The sequence below is a fragment of the Streptomyces prasinopilosus genome (genome assembly GCF_001419695.1).
GTDB classification, from domain to species: domain Bacteria; phylum Actinomycetota; class Actinomycetes; order Streptomycetales; family Streptomycetaceae; genus Streptomyces; species Streptomyces prasinopilosus.
The window spans coordinates 1-11,605 of record NZ_LIRG01000198.1 but is presented as its reverse complement, the minus strand read 5'-3'; the positions used below and the strand labels follow the sequence as shown (position 1 = coordinate 11,605).

General features: G+C 72.2%; 11 protein-coding genes. 4 read left to right on the top strand and 7 right to left on the bottom strand.

The genetic code is table 11. The features are described from left to right. Together AOK18_RS10040 and pyk are read left to right on the top strand one after the other, a co-directional pair. Nucleotides 1-1,083, top strand: a 1,083-nt coding sequence (locus AOK18_RS10040) for an acetate kinase (RefSeq protein ID WP_055694076.1), incomplete at its 5' end; no start/stop codon positions are given. A 73-nt stretch (nt 1,084-1,156) separates the two neighbouring features. Continuing rightward, nucleotides 1,157-2,584 carry a pyruvate kinase gene (pyk, locus tag AOK18_RS10035; RefSeq protein WP_055570898.1) on the top strand — a complete coding sequence of 476 codons (1,428 nt, stop codon included), beginning with the start codon at nt 1,157-1,159 and terminating at the stop codon, nt 2,582-2,584. A gap of 117 nt (nt 2,585-2,701) precedes the next feature. On the opposite strand, the gene AOK18_RS10030 is transcribed toward pyk, so the two are convergent. From AOK18_RS10030 to AOK18_RS10015, 4 genes are all read right to left on the bottom strand, one after another. Continuing rightward, a complete protein-coding gene (locus tag AOK18_RS10030) occupies nt 2,702-4,063 on the bottom strand; it encodes a hypothetical protein (RefSeq protein ID WP_099048858.1) in 1,362 nt (453 codons plus the stop codon). 4 nt (nt 4,064-4,067) lie between these two features. Then, a complete protein-coding gene (locus AOK18_RS10025) occupies nt 4,068-4,664 on the bottom strand; it encodes a DUF6114 domain-containing protein (RefSeq protein ID WP_055694074.1) in 597 nt (198 codons plus the stop codon). A 190-nt stretch (nt 4,665-4,854) separates the two neighbouring features. Beyond that, nucleotides 4,855-5,496, bottom strand: a complete 642-nt coding sequence (locus tag AOK18_RS10020) for a DUF6230 family protein (RefSeq protein WP_055570901.1) — start codon at nt 5,494-5,496, stop codon at nt 4,855-4,857. Nucleotides 5,497-6,142: 646 nt separating this feature from the next. Continuing rightward, nucleotides 6,143-7,120 (bottom strand): tetratricopeptide repeat protein, encoded by a 978-nt coding sequence (locus AOK18_RS10015; RefSeq protein ID WP_055570902.1) that lies wholly within the window; start codon nt 7,118-7,120, stop codon nt 6,143-6,145. A 258-nt stretch (nt 7,121-7,378) separates the two neighbouring features. Between AOK18_RS10015 and AOK18_RS10010 the strand changes: the two genes are divergently transcribed. After that, on the top strand, nt 7,379-8,005 hold the full coding sequence (locus AOK18_RS10010; RefSeq protein ID WP_055694073.1) for a TetR/AcrR family transcriptional regulator: 627 nt from the start codon (nt 7,379-7,381) through the stop codon (nt 8,003-8,005). A gap of 59 nt (nt 8,006-8,064) precedes the next feature. On the opposite strand, the gene AOK18_RS10005 is transcribed toward AOK18_RS10010, so the two are convergent. The 3 genes from AOK18_RS10005 to AOK18_RS09995 all read right to left on the bottom strand — a co-directional run bounded on the left by AOK18_RS10005 (nt 8,065) and on the right by AOK18_RS09995 (nt 10,799). Continuing rightward, a complete protein-coding gene (locus AOK18_RS10005; protein WP_055570904.1) occupies nt 8,065-9,765 on the bottom strand; it encodes a coenzyme B12-dependent isobutyryl-CoA mutase large subunit in 1,701 nt (566 codons plus the stop codon). A 127-nt stretch (nt 9,766-9,892) separates the two neighbouring features. Continuing rightward, a complete protein-coding gene (locus AOK18_RS10000; RefSeq protein WP_055570905.1) occupies nt 9,893-10,231 on the bottom strand; it encodes a DUF3817 domain-containing protein in 339 nt (112 codons plus the stop codon). A 58-nt stretch (nt 10,232-10,289) separates the two neighbouring features. Then, complete coding sequence (locus AOK18_RS09995) at nt 10,290-10,799, bottom strand: MarR family winged helix-turn-helix transcriptional regulator (RefSeq protein ID WP_055570906.1); 510 nt, start codon at nt 10,797-10,799, stop codon at nt 10,290-10,292. 161 nt (nt 10,800-10,960) lie between these two features. Between AOK18_RS09995 and AOK18_RS09990 the strand changes: the two genes are divergently transcribed. Further along, a partial coding sequence (locus tag AOK18_RS09990) for a hypothetical protein (protein ID WP_055694072.1) occupies nt 10,961-11,605 on the top strand: 645 nt, incomplete at its 3' end.

Sequence of the window (11,605 nt, the reverse complement as noted above, 5' to 3'; positions counted from 1 at the left end):
ACCCGGTGCCCTATCGCGGCCTCGCGCGGGGAGCCCCGGGAGCGGACCGGACCGGTCGCGGACCACGAGGCCGCCCTGAAGGCGATGGCCGAGGAGCTGGACGCGGACGGCCTGGGGCTCGACTCCCCCGCGCTGGCCGCGATAGGGCACCGGGTGGTGCACGGCGGGATGCACTTCACCGAGCCGACCGTCGTCGACGAGGCGGTCCTCGCCGAGATCGAGCGGCTCATCCCGGTCGCCCCGCTGCACAACCCGGCCAACCTGACGGGCATCCGCACCGCGACGGCCCTGCGCCCGGACCTGCCGCAGGTCGCCGTCTTCGACACCTCCTTCCACACCACGATGCCGGAGTCGGCCGCCCGCTACGCGATCGACGTGCGGACCGCCGACGAGCACCGGGTCCGCCGCTACGGCTTCCACGGCACCTCGCACGCGTACGTGTCGCGGGAGACGGCCCGGCTGCTCGGGAAGGCGCCCGAGGACGTGAACGTCATCGTGCTGCACCTGGGCAACGGGGCGTCGGCCTCGGCGGTGCGGGGCGGGAAGTGCGTGGACACCTCGATGGGACTGACGCCCTTGGAAGGGCTCGTGATGGGTACCCGGTCGGGAGACGTGGACCCGGCCGTCATCTTCCACCTGACGCGCGTCGGCGGAATGTCCGTCGACGAGATCGACACCCTGCTCAACAAGAAGAGCGGTCTGGTCGGCCTGTGCGGTGACAACGACATGCGCGAGATCCGCCGCCGGGTCGACGCGGGTGACGAAGAGGCGAAGCTCGCGTTCGACATCTACATCCACCGCCTGAAGAAGTACATCGGCGCCTATTACGCCGTTCTCGGCCGGGTGGACGCGGTGGCGTTCACCGCCGGGGTCGGCGAGAACGCCGCACCGGTGCGGGAGGCGGCCGTGGCGGGCCTGGCGGGGCTGGGCCTGGAGGTCGACGCCGGGCGCAACGGCGCGCGCGGCACCGGCCCGCGGCTGATCTCGCCCGACGGTGCGCGGGTCGCGGTCGCCGTGGTCCCGACGGACGAGGAAATGGAGATCGCCACGCAGACCTACGCACTGGTCAGAAAGCCCAACTGAGCAGCCCCTTCCTCATGTGTACCTTCCGCCGGACGGAATATTCCGGAGCGAAACAAACCGATAGGATCGCCCCATGCGCCGTTCCAAAATCGTCTGTACTCTCGGCCCCGCGGTCGACTCCCACGAGCAGCTCGTCGCCCTGATCGAAGCCGGCATGAACGTGGCCCGCTTCAACTTCAGCCACGGTTCGCACGCCGAGCACCAGGGCAGGTACGACAGGGTCCGTGCCGCCGCCAAGGAGACGGGCAGGGCCATCGGCGTCCTCGCCGACCTCCAGGGCCCGAAGATCCGGCTGGAGACCTTCGCCGAGGGTCCCGTCGAGCTGGTGCGCGGTGACGAGTTCACCATCACCACCGAGGACGTCCCGGGCGACCGGACGATCTGCGGGACGACCTACAAGGGCCTGCCCGGTGACGTCTCCCGCGGCGACCAGGTGCTGATCAACGACGGCAACGTCGAGCTGAAGGTGCTGGACGTCGAGGGTCCCCGGGTCCGGACGATCGTCATCGAGGGCGGTGTCATCTCCGACCACAAGGGCATCAACCTGCCCGGCACGGCGGTGAACGTGCCCGCGCTGTCCGAGAAGGACGTCGAGGACCTGCGGTTCGCGCTGCGGATGGGCTGCGACCTGGTCGCGCTGTCCTTCGTCCGGGACGCCAAGGACGTCGCCGACGTCCACCGCGTGATGGACGAGGAGGGCCGCCGGGTGCCCGTCATCGCCAAGGTGGAGAAGCCGCAGGCGGTGGAGAACATGGAGGACGTCGTGATGGCGTTCGACGGTGTGATGGTCGCCCGCGGCGACCTCGCCGTCGAGTACCCGCTCGAGAAGGTCCCGATGGTGCAGAAGCGCCTGATCGAGCTCTGCCGGCGCAACGCGAAGCCGGTGATCGTGGCGACCCAGATGATGGAGTCGATGATCACCAACTCCCGTCCGACCCGTGCCGAGGCCTCCGACGTGGCCAACGCGATCCTGGACGGCGCGGACGCGGTCATGCTGTCGGCCGAGTCGAGCGTGGGCGCGTACCCGATCGAGACCGTGCGGACGATGTCGAAGATCGTCCAGGCGGCCGAGCAGGAGCTGCTGTCCAAGGGCCTGCAGCCGCTGGTGCCCGGCAAGAAGCCGCGCACGCAGGGCGGTTCGGTGGCCCGTGCCGCCGCCGAGATCGCCGACTTCCTCGGGGGCAAGGGCCTGGTGGCCTTCACCCAGTCCGGCGACACCGCCCGGCGGCTGTCCCGCTACCGCGCCATCCAGCCGATCCTGGCGTTCACCACGGACGAGTCCACCCGCAACCAGCTCACGCTCAGCTGGGGTGTGGAGTCGCACGTCGTGCCGTTCGTGAACAGCACCGACGAGATGGTCGACCTGGTCCAGCAGGAGCTGGTCCGGCTCCAGCGCTTCGACGACGGCGACGTCGTGGTGATCACCGCCGGTTCGCCCCCCGGGGTCCCCGGCACCACCAACATGGTCCGCGTCCACCACATGGGCGGCCCCACCAGCTGACCCCGACCACGCGTGCACGGACGCCGAGGGCGCCCCCGGGAGAACAGGGGCGCCCTCGGCGTTCTCCGCGGCTCCCGGACGGGCCGGGCCGGGGCGCCCGCCCGCCCCGGCCGCTCCTCAGTCGACGTACTGGCGCAGTCCGGGGATGTGCAGCGTTCCGCCGAACTGGCCGGCCTGCTGGACCGTCACGTCCGTGAAGTAGACCAGGGGGATGTTGAGCGGCGGCGGGTTCTCCGGGTCGAAGGTGACCTGGATCAGCCCGAGCAGCTTGCCGGAGATGCTCTCCGTGTACATCACGGTCTCGCCGTCGCGGATGGTGGACGTGGAGCCCCTGGCCGCCCGCACGTGGTGGGTCGTGCCGGACTGCTTGTCCTCGACCGTCTGGTGCAGGTCGCCGATGTCGGTGCCCTGGGAGACGACGTACTTCAGGACCTTCTTGGTCCTGCCGCTCGCGGTCCGCACCTCGACGACGCCCTGGTAGTCGGCGCCCGTCAGCAGCAGCGAGCTGGCGTTCAGGAACCACGGGTCCTCGGGGAGCGGGATCCTGTTGTCGACCCCGCCCTCGGCGTCGGTGGCGACCGGGCAGTCGTCGGCGTCGGTCGTGGCGCTCGCGGAGGGACTCGGGTTCGGCGAGGCGGTGGCCCGCGGGGTCGCGGTGGCCCCGTCGTCGGCCGCCGCGGCGGGTTCCTCCTCCTCGGCCTCCCCGGCCGCCCCGTCCCCGGTGCCGGCGGGCTTCCCGGCGGTTTCGGCGGGCTTCCCGGCGGTTTCCTCCGGCGGGCCCGTCTCCTCCCCGGCGGCGCCGGACGCGGCGGACGCGGTGGCCGACGGGGTGGGGCTCGCGGTCGCCCCGCCGGTCTTCCTGTCCTTCGGGGTGAAGAAGTCCTTGAGGGCGTCGCCGAGCTCCTCCAGGGCGTCGCGCCCGGTCTCCGAGGGCGTCGGCCCGGGCCCCCCGGCCCGCTCGTCGAAGGCCCCGGAGCCGGCGGGCGCGGCCCCGCCCCGTTCGCCGGAACCTGCATCCGACGAGGAGGACGAACTCCTGCCCGCACCCCCGTCCGTGCCCTCGTCCGCGTCCGTGCCGGGGTCCCCGGCCGGGCCGCCGCCGCGGGAGGCCGGGGGATCCGGCTCCGCGGCGGGGGTCTCCTCGTCCGGGGCGGCCGGGTCGCCCGCCGGCGCGGAGGGGCCGGCCGAGGCGGTGGTGCCGTCCTCGGCATCCTCGGTGTCCTCGGTGTCCTCCAGGGCCGCCAGGCAGTCCTTGTACTCGTCGGCGGTCAGGCTCCTGGACTTCGGCTGCTCGTCGGCCTGGGCCAGGGTCGGCGTGAACCCCATGCCCATCAGGACCGCGGTCGGCATCGCCGCGAGGGCGATCGCCTTCCCGGCCGGCATGTGGAACCGAGCGGACAGCGGCTTCCTGGGGGCCGCGTGGCGCGGCCCCCTCCTGCCCTGAGGGGCCAGGGCCGCGGGAACGCCCCGGGCCCGCATCTCGTCAGCCGACACGGTGTCCCCTGTCACGGTCCTCGATCCGGGCCTCGTCCGCCTCCCCGAGGTCATCGGCCTCGTACGGGGGGCGCGGGCGTCCCGCCTCACCGGCGGTGCCCGCGGGAGCGTCCCGGGGGACGTCCTCGCGGGCACCGCCGCCGGACGGTCCGCCGGGGGACTTCCGGCGCCCGCCCGCCCCGCTCCGCGGCTTGTCCGGCACCCAGGCGAGGGACAGCGCGCCGCCGATCATCGCGAGCAGGTAGCCGACCACGAAGCCGCCTATGTTGGAGACCACGAGGGACACCAGGGCCAGGAGGATCGCCGCCACACCGGCGAAGATGCGGGTGGCCTGCTGGAACCACATGGTCAGGCCCAGCGTGATCAGCAGGACGCCGATGATCAGGGAGCCCGCGCCGGCGGTCGTCGCCATGGCGATCGACATGTGGCCCAGCTTCAGCGTGGCGTAGGGGAAGTAGGCGATGGGCACCCCGCCGAGCAGGGTGAACAGGCCCGCCCAGAACGGCCGGTGGCCCCGCCAGTCACGGAATCGCAGACGCAGCCGGGTGAACGTCCCGGCGCTCTGGACCGGAGTCTCGGCACTCATGGAATACAGCTCCCTGGTCCGGTGAAGTTACCTACCGGCTCGGCCTGGGGGTGGAGAAGCCGGAATGTCTGAGTCTGTGCGAAGGCCCGGGTACGAAGCACCGGGCCGGGGCGCGGGGGCGGAGAAGCGGAGCCTCCCCGCCCCCGCTCGGCCGCTCAGCCGGCCGAGGACGTCTCCGGGGCGGAGACCGTCAGTAGCACTCCATCTTGGGGTCCGTGCCCAGACGCATCTTCAGGCCGCTGAGCTCGAACGTCCCGGCGGTGGTCGCCCACGCCGTCTGCTCGACGTTGTAGAGGTCGGCCTTCTCGGCCTGCTGGGCGAAGCCGCCCGGCAGGACGCTGTCGCCCTGCTTCACCTCGGGACCGCGGCTCTTGTCCTTGACCGCGACACCGATGTCGATGTTGGTGAAGGTCGCATCGGCGTCGAGCTGGGCGACGTCGATGTACAGGTTCTTGGCCTTGACCTTCCTCTTCTCGTTCGGACCCGCGTCCAGACGAAGGTAGATCGTCCCTATGCCGGGGATCCTCGTCTTGACGGACTGGCACATCTTGGTGATCTCGGCACGGTCGAACGACGAGATCGCCACCGGGTGCTGGGTCTTCTCGTCCCCCGCGGTCGACGAGTAACCGGTGTCGATACCGCCGTACTGGGCGAAGCCCCATCCCTCGAGATGCTGGGCCGTCACCTTGAAATCCTGGCCCGACACGCTGAACGACGCCGCGAGGGCGCCCTGCGCCAGGCCGACACCCACCGCGGCCGTGGCGACCACGCTGGGCACCATGACCACGGCGAACCGCTTCCATCTGGTCCCACCACGCACCTGGGACTCCATATTTCCTCCTTCTCGGACGTACATCTCCTGCTCCGGCGCACCGCCGGCCGGCGGACGGCCGGGCAGGGATGGGAGAAGCACCACGTCCTCGGGAAGGAGAGCGCCGCACCCGGCAGCGCACGAAGCGTCCGGATCACCGGCGGTCACCCCCGAGCGACAACCACTGGTCGCGCCTGACACGCATCACGCACAACCTGCCGGACAGGCTTCGCCGGACGGGCGAAGACCCCCCTGCCCGGGAGCCGGCTCCACTGCCGCCGGCTCCGCCCGGTGGGGACCCATGAGTGCTCGCGTCCCGACCGGATGTCGGGGTACGGGCGATGGACCGAGCGTCGCCGATCGTGGTGCATTCCCGCCGCCCGCACAAGGGGCTTCATTACTTGCCAGTAAGAAACGGGTGACCGAGGGGCGACCCACCGGCGCCGGACGGCGACCCTGGGTGCCCCGGAGGGGGTCCGCAAAGCGGTTGATCAACGGACGGAATCCGGCAGACCGACGCGGGCGACTTACTCGCAGTAACAGCGGCCGCGATCGCCAAGTTTTGGCAAAACGCGGCCGCACCGGCCTCGGTCGGCCATTTCGTCACCCGGGCACCACTCGTCCGGAAACCGTCTTACGGTGGCCGGGAACCGGGTGCCCGCCCCGGTCAGAACAGAGCGCGTGCCAGGGCCCGGCGCGCGGCGACGACCCGCGGGTCGTCGGCCCCGACCACCTCGAACAGCTCCAGCAGCCGCACGCGTACGGCGTCGCGGTCGTCGCCCGCCGTGCGTCCCACCGTCTCGATGAGCCGGCCGAAGGCGTCGTCGACGTGGCCGCCCACCAGGTCCAGGTCGGCGGCGGTGATCTGCGCCTGGACGTCCCGGGGGTTGCCGGCGGCATCCGCGCGCACCCGCTGCGGGTCCAGGCCCTGCACCCGGTGGAGCAGTTCGGCCTGGGCGAGACCGAGCTGGGCCTCGGGGTTGCCCGGGTCGTCGGTGAGCACGTTCTTGTAGGCCTGGATCGCGCCGCCCAGGTCACCGGCGTCCAGCGCCCGCACCGCGGCCTCCAGCAGGGCGTCGTAGGGACCGACGGGCTCCTCGGCCCCCGGGGTGGCACCGCCCCCGGGTACGGCGTCGGGGTCGACGGTGAGCCCGGTCAGGCCGAAACGCTCCTCGGCGACCTGCACCAGCTGGTCCAGGGTCTGGCGGATCTGTGCCTCGCCCATGGCGCCCTGGAAGAGCGGCAGCGCCTGTCCGGCCACCACCGCGAAGACCGCCGGGATCCCCTGGACCCCGAACTGCTGCATCAGCATCTGGTTGGCGTCGACGTCGATCTTGGCGAGGAGGAAGCGCCCGTTGTACTCGACGGCGAGCCGCTCCAGGACGGGGCTCAGCTGCTTGCAGGGCTCGCACCACTCGGCCCAGAAGTCGATGACGACCGGGACCTCGGCGGACCGCTGCAGGACGTCGCTCTCGAAGCGGGCCTCGTCGACGTCGATGACGAGGTCGGCCGGGGAGACGGCACCCCCGCCGCCCTGCCGGGCCGCTTCCGCGCGGGCCTGCTCCGCCTTCGTCTTGGCCTCTTGGGCCGCCTTCACCGCGGCGAGGTCGACGACTCCGCTCATGGACATGTTCCGTGGCTGCATGCGCCCATCCTCCCCCGTCCCCCGCGTGTCTGTGAAAAGGCGCCCGAAAACCCCGATGTCCGGGTGTCGTCGATCGCCGTACCGCCGGACGCCGGGTCCCCCTCCGCGCCGGTGGTCGTCGCTCGGGCGTGCCGGTCTCCGGGTGACCCCACGCTTTCGCTACGGGGCGTAGCGTAATACGGGGCGGGGGGTGCGGGGCGGTCCGCCCCGGTGATCTCCCTCACGGGCGCGCGCGGGGAGGGCGGCTATGGTCGTGCGATGCAGAGCCGCACGCCCGCCAGCCGCACCGGACGCCCGCGCAGTGCCGCCGCCGACGCGGCGATCCTGGCCGCGACCCGGGAGGCGCTGGTCGAACTGGGGTGGTCCGGGCTCACCCTGGGCGGCGTCGCGAGCCGCGCGGGGGTCGCCAAGACGACCCTCTACCGGCGCTGGGCGGGCAAGAACGAACTGGTCGTGGACGCGGTCGCCGAACTCTTCGACGCACTCGAACCCCCCGACCGCGGCAGCCTCGCCGCGGACGTCGAGGGCGTGGTCCTGCAGTTCGCGGCGCTGCTGTCCCGCCCGGAGGCCCGGAGCGGGCTGATGGCGGTGCTCTCGGAGTCCACCCTCGACGAGGCGCTGCGCGAGCGCATCCGCGTCTCGATCGTCGAGCGGCAGGAGCACCTGGTCCGCGCCGGCCGGGCACGCGCCCAGGACCGGGGCGAACTGCCGCCCGAGCCGGATCCGGACGGGGCGGCCCGCACCGTGGGCCTGCTCTTCGGCATGGTGGCCGGTGCCGTGGTGCACCGCACGCTGGTCAGCGGGCGGCCGGTGGACGAGGAGTGGGTGCACGACTTCACCCGGGTCCTGCTGTGGGGCCTCGTCACGGCCGGCACCGGCCCGTAGCGGGGGACTCCCCGCCGCCGGGCCGGGCCGGTGTGCCGCCCGCCCGGCCGCCCGTCCGGTCAGAAGCCCGCGGGCTCCGTGTACACCCCCCACTCGTCCCGCAGCGCGTCGCAGATCTCGCCCAGGGTGGCCTCGGCGCGCACGGCGTCCAGCATCGGCCCGATCATGTTGGCGCCGGAGCGGGCCGCGTCGAGCATGGCGCCCAGGGCCGTGCGGACCGCCGCGTCGTCGCGGGCCGCCCTGCGCTCGCCGAGGGTGCGCACCTGTTCGCGCTCCACCTCGTGGCTGACCCGCAGGATCTCCAGGTCGCCGGTGACCGAGCCGGTGTGGACGTTGACGCCGACGACCTTCTTGTCGCCCTTCTCCAGGGACTGCTGGTAGCGGAACGCCGCCTCGGCGATCTCACCGGTGAACCAGCCGTCCTCGATGCCGCGCAGGATGCCGGAGGTGATCGGCCCGATGGGGTGCCGCCCGTCGGGGTGGGCGCGCAGGCCGCGCTCCTTGATCTGCTCGAAGATCCTCTCCGCGTCCGCCTCGATCCGGTCCGTCAGCTGTTCGACGAACCAGGAGCCGCCCAGCGGGTCGGCCACGTTGGCGACGCCGGTCTCCTCCATGAGCACCTGCTGGGTGCGCAGGGCGATCTCGGCGGCCTGCTCGCTGGGCAGCGCGAGCGTCTCGTCCAGGGCGTTGGTGTGCAGGGAGTTGGTCCCGCCGAGGACGGCGGCGAGCGCCTCGACGGCGGTGCGCACGACGTTGTTGTACGGCTGCTGGGCGGTCAGCGAGACGCCCGCGGTCTGGGTGTGGAACCGCAGCCACTGCGCCTTCTCGCTCTTCGCGCCGTACACATCCCGCATCCAGCGGGCCCAGATGCGGCGCGCGGCGCGGAACTTGGCGATCTCCTCGAAGAAGTCGAGGTGCGCGTCGAAGAAGAAGGACAGGCCGGGGGCGAACACGTCCACGTCGAGCCCGCGGCTGAGTCCCAGTTCCACGTACCCGAAGCCGTCCGCGAGCGTGTACGCCAGCTCCTGGGCGGCCGTCGACCCGGCCTCGCGGATGTGGTAGCCGGAGACGGAGAGCGGCTTGTAGGCGGGGATGCCGGCCGCGCAGTGCTCCATCAGGTCGCCGATGAGGCGCAGGTGCGGCTCGGGCTGGAAGAGCCACTCCTTCTGGGCGATGTACTCCTTGAAGATGTCCGTCTGCAGCGTGCCGTTGAGCACGGCGGGGTCCACGCCCTGGCGCTCGGCGGCGACGAGGTACATGCAGAAGACGGGCACGGCCGGCCCGCTGATCGTCATCGAGGTCGTCACGTCCCCGAGCGGGATGTCCTTGAACAGCACCTCCATGTCGGCGGCCGAGTCGACGGCCACCCCGCAGTGCCCGACCTCGCCCAGGGAGCGCGGGTCGTCGGAGTCGCGCCCCATGAGCGTGGGCATGTCGAAGGCGACGGACAGGCCGCCGCCGCCGTTGCGCAGGATCATCTTGTAGCGCTCGTTGGTCTGCTCGGCGTTCCCGAACCCGGCGAACTGCCGGATCGTCCAGGTGCGCCCCCGGTAGCCGGTCGGATGCAGGCCGCGGGTGAAGGGGTACTCCCCCGGCCAGCCGATCCGCTCGAACCCCTCGTAGGCGTCGCCGGGCCGGGGCCCGTACACCGGCTCCACGGGGTCGCCGGAGAGCGTGGTGAAATCCGCGTCGCGCTTGCGTGCGGCGTCGTACCGGGCCTGCCAGCGACGGCGGCCCTCCTCGATGGCGTCAGCGTCCATACCCTCGAATTTACTTGGACGTCCTAGTAAATGTCGATGGCGGACCGCCGCACGCTGCTCCGTACGGCGGTGGGCCGGGCGAGGGGGCGGGGCCGCGGCGCCCCGCGGTGACGCCGGGGCGCGGCGGTCAGGCCCCGGCGGTCGCGGGCGCGTCGGCGGCGGCCGCCGCCTCCAGCTCGCGGGAGATCCTGCGCTCGACGAAGAAGGCGGCCGTCGGGACGGTGCCGGCCAGCAGCACCCAGATCTGCTTCTTGACCGGCCACTTCAGCTTGGAGCCGAGGTCGAAGGCGAAGACCAGGTACAGGACGTACAGCCAGCCGTGGGCGATGCTGACCATCTGCGTGAAGTCGGCCGCGCCGTCCATGTCGAGCAGGTACTTGCCGATCATCCCGAAGGTCAGCAGAACGAGCAGGACACCGGTGACGTAGGCCATGACCCGGTAGCGGGTCAGCACGCTTCGCTTCATGACCCCGAGCGTAACGGGCCCTTCCGGCGGTTCCCGGACCGGCCCCCGGTGCCGTCGGTCACTTCTCCTCGAAGTCCCCGGCGGCGAGGCGCAGCGGCCGGAGCATCGCGAACAGTTCGACGCACTCCGCCTCGTCGTAGGCGCCGAGGCCGAAGTCCATCGCCATCAGGTCGCGGGTGGCCGCCTCGACGACCTCGCGGCCCTTGCCGGTGATGCTCGCGAGGGTGCCGCGGCCGTCGTTGGGGTTGGGGCGCTTGGCGACCAGGCCCGAGCGCACCAGCCGGTCCACGGTGTTCGTCACGGACGTGGGGTGCACCATGAGCCGCTCGCCGATCTTGGACATCGGCAGCTCGCCGGACTTCGAGAAGGTCAGCAGCACCAGCGCCTCGTACCGCGCGAAGGTGAGCCCGTACGGCTTGACGACCGCGTCGACCTCGGCCAGCAGGATCTGGTGGGCGCGCATGACCGAGGTGATCGCGGCCATCGACGGCACGCTCCCCCAGCGCTGCTTCCAGAGCTCGTCGGCGCGGGCGATGGGATCGAACGAGAGACTGAGCGGCTTCGGCACGCAGCAGACCCTACCGGCCGGTCATATGCCGGTCAGCTCCGTCTCGCCCTTCGATCGGATCCCGTGCGGCACCCCACCGTTGAGCGTTCGCTCAAACCGGCGTACGCTCTCCGTCGCGGCGTTTGAGCGATCGCTCAAACACGCTGCCGACAGGGAGTGTCATGAGGCTGTACGTAGAGACGCGGGTCCGCGCGGAGCTCGACGAACTGTGGGCGCGCACCCAGGACCCGGCCGAGCACCGGCGCTGGGACCTGCGCTTCACCGAGATCCGCCCCCTCCCGCACACCGGGGGCGAGGAGGAGCCGCGGCACTTCCGCTACACGACGCGCGTGCTGCCGTTCCTCACCCTCTCCGGCACCGGCGTCTCGGCCGGCGAGAAGGAGCGCCCGGACGGCACCCGCACCTCCGCGCTCCGCTTCTCCTGCCCGCACCCGCTCTCCCTGCTCGCGGACGGCAGCGGCTACTGGCGCTACGTCCCCGACGGGAGCGGGGAGGGGGACGGGGTGCGCTTCCTGACCGGCTACGACTACCGGCCCCGCTGGGGCGGCGTCGGCGCGCTCGCGGACCGGCTGGCGCTGCGGCCCCTGATGGGCTGGGCGACGGCCTGGTCCTTCGACCGGCTGCGGATCTGGCTGGAGCACGGGGTCACCCCCGAGCGCGCCCGCCGCAACTGGCTGGCGGAACTGGTTCTCCGGGCGGCGGTGACCGGCGCCGCCGGCACCGCCCTCGTCCTGGGGCCGGCCGCCCTGCCCGGCCCCGCGGGGGCCTTGCTGTCCCCGCTGCTCCTCGTGGCGGCGGCCGCCGCC